Source organism: Streptomyces sp. NPDC031365, assembly GCF_055569765.1.
Map to the genome: position 1 here is coordinate 111,351 of NZ_JBVIIM010000021.1, position 14,764 is coordinate 126,114.

Consider the following 14,764-nt stretch of genomic DNA (forward strand, 5'->3'; position numbering starts at 1 on the left):
AGGACGAAACGATGTGGTTCGCGGAGTTGGGTGGTGTGTTTGTCCTCCTGGTCCCAGACTTCGCTTGTTGCGGCAGCGGGGGGGGGGGGGGGGGGGGGGGCGGCGGGGGGTCCCCCCCCCCACCTCATGCGCGTCCGGCGGCCTTACCGGTAGTTCACGAACTGCAGCGCGAAGTCGAAGTCCTTGCCCTTGAGGAGGGCGATGACGGTCTGGAGGTCGTCACGGCTCTTCGAGCTGACCCGCAGCTCGTCACCCTGCACCTGGGCCTTCACGCCCTTCGGGCCCTCATCCCGGATGATCTTCGCAACCTTCTTCGCGTTGTCCTGGGAGATGCCCTCCTCGATCGACGCGAAGATCTTGTACTCCTTGCCCGAGAGCTGCGGCTCGCCCGCGTCCAGGGCCTTCAGGGAGATGCCCCGCTTGATCAGCTTGGACTGGAATACGTCGCGGACAGCCTTCACCCGGTCCTCGGAGTTCGCCTCCATGAGGATCTTCTCCCCGGACCACGAGATCGAGGCACCGACGCCCTTGAAGTCGTAGCGCTGCGAGATCTCCTTGGCGGTCTGGTTGAGGGCGTTGTCGACCTCCTGCCGCTCGACCTTCGAGACGATGTCGAAACTGGAGTCGGCCATGTCCTGTGGCTCCTTGAATCGGGGTGCGTATCGGGCTGCGCACCGAATGCGTACCGGCATACGTGACGCGGCCCGAGCCCGGCATCGGCCCCGGACCGCATCCGGACAAGCCTAGCCATCCCCCACCTCCTGGGCGGCGGTCAATCGGGTGGCGAAGCACCCCTGTCCATCGGGTATTGTTTACGTCGTTGCCACGGAGCACCGCCGCAAGGCGGTTCGAGGGCAGCAACCCCGGCGGTGTGCCCGAGCGGCCAAAGGGAGCAGACTGTAAATCTGCCGGCTCAGCCTTCCCAGGTTCGAATCCTGGCGCCGCCACATTGGGGAAGACCCTCTTCGGACTGCGGAAACGCAGCCCGAAGAGGGTTTCTTCGTGTTCGGGCGTGTGGGCGCCGGGGCACACTGGCTGCATGTCGTCCCGTCGCCGTTCGTGTCCCGAGTGCCGTCGAGAGATTGCCGTGGTCGCCGGGCGTTACGCGCGGCATGACCCGCCCGGCGCGCGGGGGAGCGGGGAGTTGACGTCCTGCCCGGGATCGCGCCGGCAGGCTCGGTTCGGGGCGGAGCAACCGTCGCTGCACGGATATGCGGTGCCCGAGTTCCCGGGGCAGATGTCTCTCTTCTAGCTTCGGACGGCCCTCAGTTGCCGGCCACCGACTTGACGGCCACCGACACCGGCGCGGTGCCGCTGATCAGTTCCAGGGTCAGGCCGGCCGTCGCGGGGGTGTCGACCAGTTCCGCGAGTACGGCGGCCACATCGTCACGGGGGACCGGGCCGCGGCCGGTGTGGGCCTCCAGGCGGACCAGGCCGGTGCCGGCGTCGTCGGTGAGCCGGCCGGGACGCAGGATCGTCCAGTCCAGAGTGTCCAGTCCGCGTACGTACGCGTCCGCCTCGCCCTTGGCGCGCAGGTACACGTCGAAGACCTCGTCGCCCCGGTGCGCCGGGTCCGCGCCCATGGACGACACGATCAGGAAGCGCCGCACGCCCGCGCGGACGGCCGCGTCGGCGAAGAGGACCGCCGCCGCCTTGTCCACCGTCTCCTTGCGCTCCACCCCGCTGCCGGCGCCGGCGCCCGCCGCGAACACCGCCGCGTCCGCGTGCTCGAGCCGCTCCGCGACATCGGCCACCGATGCCGACTCCAGGTCCAGGACGACCGGTTCGGCGCCCAGCCGGCGGAGCTCGTCCGCCTGTTCGGGTTTGCGGATGATGCCCGCCACTTCGTCTCCGCGCACGGCGAGCAGCCGCTCCAGCCGCAGCCCGATCTGACCATGACCACCAGCGATGACAATGCGCATGTCTTCGACCGTACGCCCGGGCGACGGCATCTGCCGAGCGATGCCCGCGACGCGCCGAGCGATGCCCGCGACGCGCCGCACGACGTCCGCGGCGCACCGCACGATCCCGCGTGGCGCGTCCGCCGTTCCCTACGCGGGCCCCCGGGCCTGGCGGGGCAGCCCCGGGCCCATCGTCCCCGCCGAGTCGCAGTACTCCCGCACCGCGCTCGTCCGTGCCACCACCCGCCCGCCATGGACCACGATCCGGCTGTAGGCCGGCGACAGCGCGTCCGGCAGTCCGTCTCCGCGGACCGCCAGCAGTTCGGCCGGGAATCCCGCCTCCACCCGCACCTCGGGCAGCCCCAGGGCCGCCCGCGCCGACGTGCTCACCGCGGCATAGGCGTCCTCGGTGGACAGCCCCTGGCACGAGGCCAGCAGGTACGCCGCCTCCAGCGGATCGCCGCGGCCCACCGGGTTCGACACGTCCCGCAGGGAACCGCTGCCCGCGGCCACCAGCACCCCCGCAGAGCGCAGCAGCCGTACCGGAGCCGTACCGCGGCCGTCGACGGACCCGCAGCCGCCCTGGGGGAGGCACACCACCGTCACTCCGGCCGCCGCGAGCCGGTCCGCGGTCCGGGCGGCCGACTCGGCCGCCAGCCCGGCGAGGGCGCCGCACGGGCCGAGGGTGACTCCCGGACGCAGCCCGCCCGCCATGGCCGCGAACCGGGCCAGCCGGGCAGGATCCGCGGCGTCCGTGTGCAGGTCGACGGGGCAGCCGTGTTCGGAGGCGACCTCCAGGACCGCCTCCACGTAACCCGTGGGATCGGGGTCGAGGTCCGGGCAGCCGCCCACCACGGACGCGCCCATCTTCAGCGCGTCGCGCAGCACCGCGAGCCCGTCCGCCCCGGCGACCCCGGTCAGCACCCGCGGCACCGCGACCGTCGTCAGCTCGGTCAGTCCGCGCAGCGAGCGCCCCGCCCGGAGTACGGCCGTCAGCGCGCCCAGTCCGGCCAGGTCGCCCACCCGCACATGGGCCCGCAGCGCCGTCGCGCCGTGCCCGAGCTGGAGCAGCGCCGCCTCCGTCGCACGGCGCTGGACGTCCTCGGGGTCGTACGAGACGGGGCCGTCGGTGTCGGCGGACAGGGCGGTGTCCGCGTGGGCGTGGGGCTCGGCGGGGGCCGGCAGCAGCAGATAGCCGGTGAGGTCGATGCGGGTGCCGCGCCCGTGCGTGCCGTCCGCCGCCAGGCTGCCGGCCGTACCGACCGCCTCGATGCGCCCGCCGCCCAGCCGTACGTCCACGGTCCGGCCGTCGGTGAGTCGCGCGCCGCACAGCAGCAGGGATGCCGGGCCGGCCGGACCCGAACCGGGGAGCGACGGCCACGAGTCGGACGGTGGCTGCGGCTGGCTGTCGGGCATCACGCTCCTGTGGGCTCCGCTGCGCACGAGGGCGCATCACGCTGGGACAAGATCACGCAGAGTGAGACGAGCCTAGGACGACCGTCCGCCGCTCGCCGGGAGGAGCGCAATAGTCGTACCGGCGTGGTCCGTCCCAGGACGGGACAGGGTGCCCGAAACGGATTTGGGCGAACGGCTGCGGACCGTGTAATGTCTTCATCGCTCGCCCCAATAGCTCAGTCGGCAGAGCGTCTCCATGGTAAGGAGAAGGTCAACGGTTCGATTCCGTTTTGGGGCTCTGGTGTGTGAGGTTCCCGTCGCGAGGCGGGGTCCGATCGCATCAAAGCGGTGTAGCTCAGTCGGTAGAGCAAGCGGCTCATAATCGCTGTGTCACCGGTTCAAGTCCGGTCACCGCTACAGACAGTAGCCGATTGCGGGGTCGGTCCTTCGATCGGCTACTCTTCTTGCGTAAATACTGTCAATCCGTCCGTCAAGGAGCACTCACGTGGCTGCCACCGACGTCCGCCCGAAGATCACGCTGGCCTGCGTGGAGTGCAAGGAGCGGAACTACATCACCAAGAAGAACCGGCGTAACAACCCGGACCGTCTTGAGATGAAGAAGCACTGCCCGCGTTGCAATGCGCACACCGCGCATCGCGAGACGCGATAAAACAGGCTCGTACACGAGGCCGTCCCCTCACTCGGGGGGCGGCCTCGTGTCGTTTCTCCACCACGGGCCCGACCCAGGCGGAAGAACGTTCAGATACAGGCAGACACAGGCAGACACAGGAGGTGCCGCGCGCATGGCGCTCGACCAGTCCTTCGTGGGGCGGAGCTACCCGCCCACCGAGCCCTACGAGGTGGGCCGGGAGAAGATCCGTGAGTTCGCGGAGGCAGTGGGTGACGCCAATCCGGCGTACACGGACGTGGAGGCCGCGAAGGCGCTCGGCCACCCCGATGTGATCGCCCCGCCGACCTTTGTGTTCGCCATCACCTTCAAGGCCGCCGGTGAGGTCGTCGCCGACCCCCGGCTCGGCCTCGACTACAGCCGGGTGGTGCACGGCGACCAGAAGTTCGCCTACAACCGCCCGGTGCGTGCCGGTGACCGGCTCACCGTCACCTCGACCATCGAGACGATCAGGTCGATGGCGGGCAACGAGGTACTGGACGTCCGCGGCGATGTGCACGACCAGGACGGCGAACACGTCGTGACCGCCTGGACCAAGCTCGTGGCCCGCGCGGCCGAGGAGGCGTGAGGAACACCATGACGGCGAAGATCTCCTACGCCGACGTCGACGTCGGCACCGAGCTGCCCGGGCAGGCCTTCCCCGTGACCCGCGCCACTCTCGTCCAGTACGCGGGTGCCTCCGGCGACTTCAACCCCATCCACTGGAACGAGAGGTTCGCCAAAGAGGTCGGTCTGCCCGACGTCATCGCGCACGGCATGTTCACCATGGCCGAGGCGATCCGCGTGGTGACCGACTGGGTGGGCGACCCGGGCGCGGTCGCCGAGTACGGCGTCCGCTTCATCCGTCCGGTCGTCGTCCCCAATGACGATCAGGGCGCCACCATCGAGGTCAGCGGCAAGGTCGCCGCCAAGCTCGACGACAACAGGGTCCGGGTGGACCTCACCGCGACCAGCGCCGGACAGAAGGTCCTCGGCATGTCGCGGGCGGTCGTCCGGCTGAGCTGACCCGAACCGGTCGGGGAGCGGGGCTGTCGGCGCCGTCTCGTAGTCTTGAGCCCGTGCAGGAACTCCACGACGCCCCCCTCGCCCCGCTGACCACCTTCCGGCTGGGCGGCCCCGCGACCCGGCTGGTCACCGCGACGACCGACGACGAGGTGATCGCCGTCGTCCGTGAGGCCGACGACAGCGGCACACCGCTGCTGATCATCGGCGGCGGCTCCAACCTGGTCATCGGGGACAAGGGCTTCGACGGCACCGCCCTCGTCATCGCCACCCGGGGCTTCACCCTGGACGGCACGGGCCTGGAGCTGGCGGCCGGCGAGGTGTGGACCGACGCCGTCGCCCGTACCGTGGAGGCGGGCCTCGCCGGTGTCGAATGCCTGGCCGGCATCCCCGGCTCGGCGGGCGCCACCCCGATCCAGAACGTCGGGGCGTACGGCCAGGAGGTCTCCTCCACCATCACCGAAGTGGTCGCCTACGACCGCCGGGCCCGCGACACCGTCACGTTGAGCAACGAGGGGTGCGCCTTCTCGTACCGCCACAGCCGCTTCAAGTCAGATCCCGAGCGTTATGTCGTCCTGCGCGTGAGATTCACCCTGGAGGACGCCGGCGGCCTCTCCGGTCCCCTCAAGTACGCCGAGACGGCGCGCGTCCTCGGTGTCGCACCGGGCGAGCGGGTACCGCTGGCCACGGCCCGCGAGACGGTGCTGGCGCTCCGGGCCGGCAAGGGCATGGTCCTGGACCCCGGGGACCACGACACCTGGTCGGCCGGTTCCTTCTTCACCAACCCGATCCTCGACGACGAGACCTTTGCCGCTTTTCGTACGCGCGTGCGGGAGCGGCTCGGCGAAGGCGTCGAGGCCCCCGCGTACCCCGCGGGTGAGGGCCACACCAAGACCTCCGCCGCCTGGCTGATCGACAAAGCCGGCTTCACCAAGGGGTACGGCCAAGGCCCCGCCCGCATCTCCACCAAGCACACCCTCGCCCTCACCAACCGCGGGGACGCGACCACCGAGGACCTGCTGGCGCTCGCCCGCGAGGTCGTCGCCGGAGTGCACGAGGCCTTCGGCATCACCCTGGTCAACGAACCGGTCACGGTGGGCGTGAGCCTGTAGTGCCCGAGGCCCTGCGCGAAGCCGGCTTGGGTGGGTTCCGAAGCCGAAGCCGAAGCCGAAGCAAGCCGAAGCAAGCCGAAACCGCAAGCCCGGTGCCCGAGCCCCGAAACCCGAACCCCGGTGCCATGAGTCGAGGCCGCGGGAGCCGATGCCGAAACTCCGTTGCCCACCGGCACACCCGCCCGTGATCCTGGGCCGGTGAGGCCGACCGCATGCATCTGAGACTGCGCCAGTTCCGTCCCCGTACGGGCCCGCGCGAGCACCGCGTCGTCCAGCCCCGGCACCCTCTGCGCCACACCTCGCTGCGCGCTCCGGAGCCCATCGGCCTTCTCCTCGGTGACCACGACGGACTGAACCGGCTCGCCGGCCTGTTCTCCTTCGCCGCCTACTCCCGCCGCACGATCGTCCATGTGCCGCTGCGCGACGGCGTCCCGCCGGACGAGGGCTGCGGGGAGCTCGTCGATCTCGTCCTGGTCCACCACTCCTACGGACTGCGCCCCAGCAAGTGGCCGCACCTGCGCCGCTCGCTCGGCCCGGGCACCCCACTGTCCGTGCGCACCGACGAGGCGCGCACGGACCGGGACGCAGCCTGCCGGCGCCGACGTGCATCGCGGCCGGACTGCCGGGACGAGCTGCGGCACGCCACCCACGCACGCACGTTCTTCCTCTTCGGCAGCCGGGACGTCTTCGCCGAGGCTGCCATGTCCCTCGCGTACGCGGCGGGCTGGGGACCACGACAGAAGGGCGTCACGAAGGGGCACCTGGCGATGATGTCGGGGGTTCCCGGCCTCACGCAGCCTCCGGGGGGCGGGCATCCCCACGAGGTACTGGTCTGCTTCAAGCCGTATCCGCCCTACGCCCAGTTCAAGCGGCCGGGGTGTCGCGCGGCGGAGTGACGCTCCCGGCGCGTGCCTCGGTGCCTCCCCCGCTCCCGGCTCCGCTCGAGCGGGGGCCCCACCGCCCCCGGGGGTACCTACCGGGCTCTTGACGCACTGGGGAGGCGCGACTGCCCGCAGCCACGGCGGGGGCGCTACGCCGGGGTGGTGAGCCAGTCGTCCACGCCCGACAGCAGCTTCTCCTTCACGTCCTCCGGAGCCGCCGAGCCCCGTACCGACTGCCGGGCCACCTCCGCGAGCTCCGCGTCCGTGAAGCCGTGGTGGAGCCGCGCGATCTCGTACTGCGCCGCCAGCCGGGAGCCGAACAGCAGCGGATCGTCCGCCCCCAGCGCCAGTGGCACCCCCGCCTCGAACAGGGTGCGCAGCGGAACGTCCCCGGGCTTCTCGTAGACCCCCAGCGCCACGTTCGACGCCGGACACACCTCGCACGTCACCTGGCGGTCCGCGAGCCGCTGCATCAGCCGCGGGTCGTCCGCCGCCCGCACGCCGTGACCGATCCGGTGCGCCTCCAGGTCGTCCAGGCAGTCCCGTACCGACGTGGGCCCGGCCAGCTCGCCGCCGTGCGGCGCGGACAGCAGCCCCCCGTCCCGCGCGATCGCGAACGCCCGGTCGAAGTCACGGGCCATCCCCCGCCGCTCGTCGTTGGACAGTCCGAACCCGACCACGCCCCGGTCCGCGTACCGCACCGCCAGCCGGGCCAGCGTCCGCGCGTCCAGAGGGTGCTTCATCCGGTTGGCGGCCACCACCACCCGCATCCCGACCCCAGTGTCGCGCATCGCCGAATCCACCGCGTCCAGGATGATCTCCAGCGTCGGGATCAGCCCGCCCAGCCGGGCTGCGTACGACGTCGGGTCGACCTGGATCTCCAGCCAGCCGGAGCCGTCCCGCCGGTCCTCCTCCGCCGCCTCCCGCACCAGCCGCTGGATGTCCTCCGGTTCGCGCAGACATGAGCGCGCGGCGTCGTACAGCCGCTGGAAACGGAACCAGCCGCGCTCGTCGGTGGCCCGCAGTCTCGGAGGCTCCCCGCTGGTCAGCGCGTCGGTCAGCGCCTCGGGCAGGCGCACCCCGTACTTGTCGGCCAGCTCCAGCAGGGTGGCGGGTCGCATGGACCCGGTGAAGTGCAGGTGGAGATGGGCTTTCGGCAGCTCAGAGACATCACGTTCACGCTCCATCGGTCGATCCTGCCGCACGCCCCGGCCGTCCCGGTAGCGCTTTCCCCTTTCGTGGTCTTGCTCGCACAAAGGAACAGGGGCGCCCAAGGTGCATACGGGCGCCCCTGCGGTGGACGGAAGAGGGGGAGGTCAGTCCCGCGCCTCCGCGAGGAGCTTCTGGATCCGGCTCACGCCCTCGACGAGGTCCTCGTCGCCCAGCGCGTACGACAGCCGCAGATAGCCGGGCGTGCCGAACGCCTCGCCGGGCACCACCGCGACCTCGGCCTCCTCCAGGATGAGCGCCGCCAGCTCGACCGAGTCCTGGGGCCGCTTGCCCCGGATCTCCTTGCCGATCAGTGCCTTGACCGAGGGGTAGGCGTAGAACGCGCCCTCGGGCTCCGGGCAGAGCACACCGTCGATCTCGTTGAGCATCCGGACGATGGTCTTCCGCCGGCGGTCGAAGGCCTCGCGCATCGCCGCGACCGCGTCCAGGTCGCCGGAGACGGCGGCGAGAGCGGCCACCTGGGCGACGTTGGACACGTTCGACGTGGCGTGCGACTGGAGGTTGGTCGCGGCCTTCACCACGTCCTTCGGGCCGATGATCCACCCGACCCGCCAGCCCGTCATCGCGTACGTCTTCGCGACACCGTTGACCACGACGCACTTGTCGCGCAGCTCGGGCAGCAGCGCGGGCAGGGAGACGGACACGGCGTCGCCGTAGACCAGGTGCTCGTAGATCTCGTCCGTCATCACCCACAGGCCGTGCTCGACGGCCCACTTGCCGATCGCCTCGGTCTCGGCCTCGCCGTAGACCGCACCGGTCGGGTTCGACGGGGAGACGAACAGGACGACCTTCGTCTTCTCGGTGCGGGCCGCCTCCAGCTGCTCCACGCTCACGCGGTAGCCCGTGGTCTCGTCGGCGACGACCTCGACCGGGACACCGCCGGCCAGCCGGATCGACTCCGGGTACGTCGTCCAGTACGGCGCCGGGACGATGACCTCGTCGCCCGGGTCGAGGATCGCGGCGAACGCCTCGTAGATGGCCTGCTTTCCGCCGTTGGTGACCAGGATCTGGGACGGGTCCACCTCGTAGCCGGAGTCGCGCAGCGTCTTGGCGGCGATCGCGGACTTCAGCTCGGGCAGACCGCCGGCCGGTGTGTAGCGGTGGTACTTCGGGTTCTTGCAGGCCTCGATCGCGGCCTCGACGATGTAGTCCGGTGTCGGGAAGTCGGGCTCACCGGCGCCGAAGCCGATCACCGGTCGCCCGGCGGCCTTGAGGGCCTTGGCCTTGGCGTCCACGGCGAGAGTGGCGGACTCGGAGATCGCGCCGACTCGGGCGGAGACCCGGCGCTCGGTGGGAGGGGTTGCAGCGCTCATGGGGCCCATCGTTTCAGACCGGAATCCCGGCGGGCACGGGGGTTTCACAGACTGAACATGAGCGGGCAAACCGTTGAACACCAGTCCGGATCCACCGCGTCAGGGCCGTGTGGCCAGGACGATCTTGCGCCACTCCGTGGCCGGGGCCGTCCTTCACGGGCGCTTTCTGTTCGACGCCCGGCCCAGGAACACGTACACTCTCACCTCGTTGGCCTTCAGCGGTCCGCGCCCAGCCGGTGCACACCAAGCATCCGGTCGGATGCGGTACGTTGGGGAACGCACAAAGGGTCGTAGCTCAATTGGTAGAGCACTGGTCTCCAAAACCAGCGGTTGGGGGTTCAAGTCCCTCCGGCCCTGCTACACACACCTTCGCCAGGATGTGTGCGCATGTACGTACAGCAATGCACCGCCGTGCGGGCTCGGACCGGGCGCGGCACGGCCACGACCCGGAATCAGGTGAGGACGAGTGACGGACGCCGTGGGCTCCATCGACATGCCTGATGCCCAGGACGAGGCGCCGGACTCCAAGAAGACCCGCAAAGGCGGTAAGCGGGCCAAGAAGGGTCCGCTGAAGCGCCTCGCGCTCTTCTACCGCCAGATCGTTGCGGAGCTTCGGAAGGTTGTCTGGCCGACCCGTAACCAGCTGACGTCGTACACGACCGCGGTGATCATCTTCGTGGTGCTGATGATCGGTCTGATCACTCTGTTCGACTATGGCCTCAGCAACGCCGCCAAGTACGTCTTCGGCTGATCCCCGAGCGAAGAGCGCCGAGGTACCCGGCGCTCCTTTCGCATGTTCCACCCCTATGTATCCAGGAAGAAGCAGCCACCGTGTCTGACCCGAACGTGAACGACGCCGTTGAGCCGTACGGCGAAGGGGCCGAGTCCGCCGAGGACGCGCTCGCCGCCGTCGAGGGCGCGGGCGTCGAGGACACCCAGGCCTCCGCCGAGGCCGAGGCTGCCGGCACCACCCCGGACGGCACCACCCCGGACGGGACCGCCGAGGCCGCCGGGACCTCCGAGGCTGATGAGACTCCCGAGGCCACCTCCGAGGCTGATGAGGCTCCCGAGGCCGGCGAGAACACCGAGGCCGTGGAAGCGGCCGAGGAGGCCGAAGAGCCCGAGGACGACCGCGACCCGGTCGAGAAGCTCCGCGAGGAACTGCGGACCCTGCCCGGCGAGTGGTACGTCATCCACACCTACGCGGGCTACGAGAACCGGGTGAAGACCAACCTCGAGCAGCGTGCCGTGTCGCTGAACGTCGAGGACTACATCTTCCAGGCCGAGGTGCCGCAGGAAGAGGTCGTCCAGATCAAGAACGGCGACCGCAAGACGATCAAGCAGAACAAGCTCCCGGGCTATGTCCTGGTCCGCATGGACCTGACGAACGAGTCCTGGGGCGTCGTCCGCAACACCCCCGGTGTCACCGGCTTCGTGGGCAACGCCTACGACCCCTATCCGCTGACGCTGGACGAGATCGTCAAGATGCTCGCCCCGGAGGCCGAGGAGAAGGCCGCCCGCGAGGCCGCCGAGGCCGAGGGCAAGCCTGTTCCGCAGCGCAAGGTCGAGGTCCAGGTGCTGGACTTCGAGGTCGGCGACTCGGTCACCGTCACCGACGGCCCCTTCGCCACGCTCCAGGCGACCATCAACGAGATCAACGCCGACTCCAAGAAGGTCAAGGGCCTGGTGGAGATCTTCGGCCGGGAGACGCCGGTCGAGCTCTCCTTCGACCAGATCCAGAAGAACTAGTCCTCAGGACGAGCCCTCTGGAACGGCTGCCACACAGCTTCCGCGCAGGTCAGGCGAACGCTCGCGCGTTTGTCTGACCTGCTCGGTTTTTGGCCGCGCATCTATACCCGTTATCGTTGTGCGGTATGCCCGCGTCCGGGTTGTCCCCATGACGTGGGCAGGACCCGAATCGAAAGGACCCGGAGAGCCATGCCTCCCAAGAAGAAGAAGGTCACGGGGCTCATCAAGCTCCAGATCCAGGCCGGTGCCGCCAACCCGGCCCCGCCGGTCGGCCCCGCGCTGGGCCAGCACGGCGTCAACATCATGGAGTTCTGCAAGGCCTACAACGCCGCGACCGAGTCGCAGCGTGGCTGGGTCATCCCGGTGGAGATCACGGTCTACGAGGACCGTTCGTTCACCTTCATCACCAAGACCCCGCCGGCCGCGAAGATGATCCTCAAGGCCGCGGGTGTGGAGAAGGGCTCCGGCGAGCCGCACAAGACCAAGGTCGCGAAGATCACGCGTGACCAGGTCCGTGAGATCGCCACCACCAAGATGCCCGACCTCAACGCCAACGACCTGGACGCCGCCGAGAAGATCATCGCCGGCACCGCCCGTTCCATGGGCGTCACGGTCGAGGGCTGACCTCCACCCCCGTAAGCCAAGCAGTAGTGGCAGGGCCGGCTCGGCCCGGACCACGACTCCTCAGATTCCACAGGAGCTTTCAGTGAGCAAGCGCAGCAAGTCTCTCCGCGCTGCGGACGCCAAGATCGACCGGGAGAAGCTGTACGCCCCGCTCGAGGCCGTCCGTCTCGCCAAGGAGACGTCCACGACCAAGTTCGACGGCACCGTCGAGGTCGCCTTCCGCCTGGGTGTCGACCCCCGCAAGGCCGACCAGATGGTCCGTGGCACCGTGAACCTCCCGCACGGCACCGGCAAGACCGCCCGGGTCCTGGTCTTCGCGACCGGTGACCGTGCCGAGGCCGCGCGTGCCGCGGGCGCCGACATCGTCGGCGCCGACGAGCTGATCGACGAGGTGTCGAAGGGCCGTCTGGACTTCGACGCCGTCGTCGCCACCCCGGACCTCATGGGCAAGGTCGGCCGCCTCGGCCGCGTGCTCGGTCCCCGTGGTCTGATGCCGAACCCGAAGACCGGCACCGTGACGCCGGACGTGACCAAGGCCGTCACCGAGATCAAGGGCGGCAAGATCGAGTTCCGCGTCGACAAGCACTCGAACCTGCACTTCATCATCGGCAAGTCGTCCTTCGACGACACCAAGCTGGTGGAGAACTACGGCGCCGCGCTGGAGGAGATCCTCCGTCTGAAGCCGTCCGCCGCCAAGGGTCGCTACATCAGGAAGGCCGCCATCACCACCACGATGGGCCCCGGCATTCCGCTCGACCCGAACCGCACCCGCAACCTCCTCGTCGAGGAGGACCCGGCCGCCGTCTGAGCAGCCGGATGGGCCGGCTGAACCGGTCCGCGTCCACGGTGAAAAGCCCGCCCCCGAGCCTCTCAGAGGCCCGGGGGCGGGCTTTTTCGTACGACAGTGTCAGTCGGGTGGGTTACCGTTCCCTTGACTTCACAGACGTAGCACAGAGAAACAACCAGGGGTGGGATTCATGGGTATGGCCGCTTGGAAGCGCGCGGGTGTCTGTCTGACGGCCGCGGCCGTCGTCGCGGGTGTCACGGGGTGTCAGGGCGGTGACAGTGAGGACGGCGGCAAGAAGAAGAAGGCCGCCGACTCGGCACAGTCCGAGGTACAGACGCAGAACGAGATGACGAAGGTGCTCCAGACCGCCTTCAAGAAGACCTCGGACGCCAAGTCCTCCAAGGTGCGGATGACCATGACGATGCCGGCGGCCCTGGACGGCGGCGGCACCATCGAGATGAGCGGCGTGCAGGGGTGGGACCCGGCCGTCATGGACGTCACCATGAAGGGCTCCGCGCTCACGGCGGGCGACCCGGACGCCCCCGAGCAGATCCGCATGATCATGCTGGACCAGGCCATGTACATGGACATGGGTGCGAAGCAGGCCGCCGAGATGGACGGCAAGCGCTGGATGAAGATGGACTTCGGCGCCATCGCCGAGGCGTCCGGTGACCCGGAGATCCAGAAGCAGATGACCGGCGGCATGGAGAACATGAACCAGGACCCGGCGCAGCAGCTCGCCCTGCTGCTCGAGTCCAAGAGCCTGAAGCACGTGGGCCCGGAGAAGGTCGACGGCGTTCAGACCCAGCACTACAAGGGCACGCTGAGCGTCGAGGAGATGCTCGACGCCAATAAGGCCCTCGACGGTGTGTTCACCGCGAAGGAACGCGAGCAGCTCGTCGCCAACATGAAGAAGTCGGGCCTGAAGGGGTACGACACCGAGGTCTGGGTCAACGAGGACAACTACCCGGCCAAGATGATCGTCGGCATGCAGATGTCCGAGGGCACGATGAAGATGACGGCCCACTACTCCGACTACGGCGCCGCGGCCGAGGTCGAGGCGCCGCCGGCGAAGGACACCCTCGACTTCATGGAGATGATGAAGGACCTGGAGGGCATGGGGGCCGGCGCCTAGGCCCGCACTCGGCCGGCGGAGCCCCGATCGGCCGATTTGCTTGGCGCCGATCCGTTCGCGTACTCTTCCACAGAAGCCAAAGACCGCTGGTCGTTGCCGTGCGCTCGTCAGAGGGTGCGGTGGCCGAAGGATCCGCTGAACTGCGGACGACCCGCGCAGGTGTCAGTGGAAGAGTTCCCGGAATTCGCTGCCTCGAGTATGCGAGTAACCGGTTGAGCTACGCCCCGTGCGCCTGCGCCCGGGGCGTTTCGTTTTCCCAGTCCTCCTTCGGGTCCGCGCGGTCCGAATCACCCGGAAGGAGGCCGAGGCTCTATGGCGAGGCCCGACAAGGCTGCCGCGGTTGCCGAGCTGACGGACAAGTTCCGCAGCTCCAATGCCGCCGTGCTGACCGAGTACCGCGGTCTCACCGTGGCGCAGCTCAAGACGCTGCGCCGTTCGCTCGGTGAGAACGCCCAGTACGCCGTGGTGAAGAACACGCTGACCAAGATTGCGGCCAACGAGGCCGGGATCACGCTCGACGACCAGCTCTTCGCTGGCCCGACGGCGGTCGCCTTCGTCACCGGTGACCCGGTGGAGTCGGCGAAGGGTCTTCGTGACTTCGCCAAGGACAACCCGAATCTCGTCATCAAGGGCGGCGTCCTTGACGGCAAGGCGATGTCCGCCGACGAGATCAAGAAGCTTGCGGACCTCGAGTCCCGCGAGGTTCTGCTCTCCAAGCTGGCGGGCGCTTTCAAGGGCAAGCAGACGCAGACTGCTCAGCTCTTCCAGGCGCTCCCCTCGAAGCTCGTCCGCACCGTGGACGCGCTCCGTGCCAAGCAGGACGAGCAGGGCGGTGCCGAGTAATTCGGCTCGCTTTCCGATCCTCGCCGCGTGAACCGCACGAGGTGAGGGTCGATGCGGGCCCGACGTACGCCCGCCTCACCCCGTACATCCGGCACCTGCCGATT

Annotated in this window: 17 protein-coding genes and 4 tRNA genes; 16 read left to right on the top strand and 5 right to left on the bottom strand. The window is 69.3% G+C overall.

Annotation, left to right across the window (positions count from 1 at the left end; genetic code table 11):
* Window positions 1–143: 143 nt before the first annotated feature.
* On the bottom strand, window positions 144–632 hold the full coding sequence (locus ACZ5C2_RS27135; protein WP_468796120.1) for a YajQ family cyclic di-GMP-binding protein: 489 nt from the start codon (window positions 630–632) through the stop codon (window positions 144–146).
* Window positions 633–865: 233 nt separating this feature from the next.
* On the opposite strand from ACZ5C2_RS27135, the gene ACZ5C2_RS27140 reads away from it, so the two are divergent.
* Together ACZ5C2_RS27140 and ACZ5C2_RS27145 are read left to right on the top strand one after the other, a co-directional pair.
* Window positions 866–947: transfer RNA gene (locus ACZ5C2_RS27140), tRNA-Tyr, on the top strand.
* 92 nt (window positions 948–1,039) lie between these two features.
* Window positions 1,040–1,252, top strand: a complete 213-nt coding sequence (locus ACZ5C2_RS27145) for a hypothetical protein (protein WP_468796123.1) — start codon at window positions 1,040–1,042, stop codon at window positions 1,250–1,252.
* A 13-nt stretch (window positions 1,253–1,265) separates the two neighbouring features.
* On the opposite strand, the gene ACZ5C2_RS27150 is transcribed toward ACZ5C2_RS27145, so the two are convergent.
* Window positions 1,266–1,922, bottom strand: coding sequence for an NAD(P)H-binding protein (locus ACZ5C2_RS27150; protein WP_468796126.1), 657 nt, complete (start codon window positions 1,920–1,922; stop codon window positions 1,266–1,268).
* Window positions 1,923–2,051: 129 nt separating this feature from the next.
* The gene (locus tag ACZ5C2_RS27155) at window positions 2,052–3,317 is read right to left on the bottom strand and encodes an amidohydrolase family protein (protein ID WP_468796129.1); all 1,266 of its coding nucleotides are present in this window, start codon (window positions 3,315–3,317) and stop codon (window positions 2,052–2,054) included.
* Between the two features lie 204 nt (window positions 3,318–3,521).
* On the opposite strand from ACZ5C2_RS27155, the gene ACZ5C2_RS27160 reads away from it, so the two are divergent.
* The 7 genes from ACZ5C2_RS27160 (at window position 3,522) to ACZ5C2_RS27190 (ending at window position 6,994) form a co-directional block, all read left to right on the top strand.
* Window positions 3,522–3,594 (top strand) — tRNA-Thr (locus ACZ5C2_RS27160).
* A 46-nt stretch (window positions 3,595–3,640) separates the two neighbouring features.
* Window positions 3,641–3,713, top strand: a tRNA-Met gene (locus ACZ5C2_RS27165).
* 88 nt (window positions 3,714–3,801) lie between these two features.
* The gene (gene rpmG / locus ACZ5C2_RS27170) at window positions 3,802–3,966 is read left to right on the top strand and encodes a 50S ribosomal protein L33 (RefSeq protein WP_003948671.1); all 165 of its coding nucleotides are present in this window, start codon (window positions 3,802–3,804) and stop codon (window positions 3,964–3,966) included.
* A gap of 133 nt (window positions 3,967–4,099) precedes the next feature.
* Window positions 4,100–4,552, top strand: a complete 453-nt coding sequence (locus ACZ5C2_RS27175; RefSeq protein ID WP_468796132.1) for an FAS1-like dehydratase domain-containing protein — start codon at window positions 4,100–4,102, stop codon at window positions 4,550–4,552.
* Between the two features lie 8 nt (window positions 4,553–4,560).
* Complete coding sequence (locus ACZ5C2_RS27180) at window positions 4,561–4,989, top strand: MaoC family dehydratase (protein WP_468796629.1); 429 nt, start codon at window positions 4,561–4,563, stop codon at window positions 4,987–4,989.
* Between the two features lie 53 nt (window positions 4,990–5,042).
* Complete coding sequence (locus ACZ5C2_RS27185; RefSeq protein ID WP_468796135.1) at window positions 5,043–6,098, top strand: UDP-N-acetylmuramate dehydrogenase; 1,056 nt, start codon at window positions 5,043–5,045, stop codon at window positions 6,096–6,098.
* A gap of 212 nt (window positions 6,099–6,310) precedes the next feature.
* A complete protein-coding gene (locus tag ACZ5C2_RS27190) occupies window positions 6,311–6,994 on the top strand; it encodes a hypothetical protein (protein WP_468796138.1) in 684 nt (227 codons plus the stop codon).
* Window positions 6,995–7,128: 134 nt separating this feature from the next.
* Here the strand turns inward: ACZ5C2_RS27190 and ACZ5C2_RS27195 are convergent, their stop codons facing one another.
* Together ACZ5C2_RS27195 and ACZ5C2_RS27200 are read right to left on the bottom strand one after the other, a co-directional pair.
* Entirely contained in the window at window positions 7,129–8,166 is a 1,038-nt protein-coding gene (locus ACZ5C2_RS27195) for an adenosine deaminase (protein WP_468796141.1), read from the bottom strand.
* Window positions 8,167–8,295: 129 nt separating this feature from the next.
* On the bottom strand, window positions 8,296–9,522 hold the full coding sequence (locus ACZ5C2_RS27200; protein WP_468796144.1) for a pyridoxal phosphate-dependent aminotransferase: 1,227 nt from the start codon (window positions 9,520–9,522) through the stop codon (window positions 8,296–8,298).
* 284 nt (window positions 9,523–9,806) lie between these two features.
* Here ACZ5C2_RS27200 and ACZ5C2_RS27205 point away from each other — a divergent pair.
* The 7 genes from ACZ5C2_RS27205 to rplJ all read left to right on the top strand — a co-directional run bounded on the left by ACZ5C2_RS27205 (window position 9,807) and on the right by rplJ (window position 14,660).
* Window positions 9,807–9,879, top strand: a tRNA-Trp gene (locus tag ACZ5C2_RS27205).
* Window positions 9,880–9,988: 109 nt separating this feature from the next.
* Window positions 9,989–10,273, top strand: a complete 285-nt coding sequence (secE, locus tag ACZ5C2_RS27210; RefSeq protein ID WP_468796147.1) for a preprotein translocase subunit SecE — start codon at window positions 9,989–9,991, stop codon at window positions 10,271–10,273.
* An 80-nt stretch (window positions 10,274–10,353) separates the two neighbouring features.
* The gene (gene nusG / locus ACZ5C2_RS27215) at window positions 10,354–11,271 is read left to right on the top strand and encodes a transcription termination/antitermination protein NusG (protein WP_468796150.1); all 918 of its coding nucleotides are present in this window, start codon (window positions 10,354–10,356) and stop codon (window positions 11,269–11,271) included.
* Window positions 11,272–11,460: 189 nt separating this feature from the next.
* Window positions 11,461–11,895: a 50S ribosomal protein L11 gene (gene rplK / locus ACZ5C2_RS27220; protein WP_006130605.1), complete on the top strand. Its 435-nt coding sequence runs from the start codon at window positions 11,461–11,463 to the stop codon at window positions 11,893–11,895.
* Between the two features lie 82 nt (window positions 11,896–11,977).
* On the top strand, window positions 11,978–12,703 hold the full coding sequence (gene rplA, locus ACZ5C2_RS27225; protein WP_468796565.1) for a 50S ribosomal protein L1: 726 nt from the start codon (window positions 11,978–11,980) through the stop codon (window positions 12,701–12,703).
* 169 nt (window positions 12,704–12,872) lie between these two features.
* Entirely contained in the window at window positions 12,873–13,817 is a 945-nt protein-coding gene (locus ACZ5C2_RS27230) for an SCO4651 family lipoprotein (protein WP_468796568.1), read from the top strand.
* A gap of 312 nt (window positions 13,818–14,129) precedes the next feature.
* On the top strand, window positions 14,130–14,660 hold the full coding sequence (gene rplJ / locus ACZ5C2_RS27235) for a 50S ribosomal protein L10 (protein ID WP_004927352.1): 531 nt from the start codon (window positions 14,130–14,132) through the stop codon (window positions 14,658–14,660).
* The last annotated feature ends 104 nt before the right edge of the window (window positions 14,661–14,764 follow it).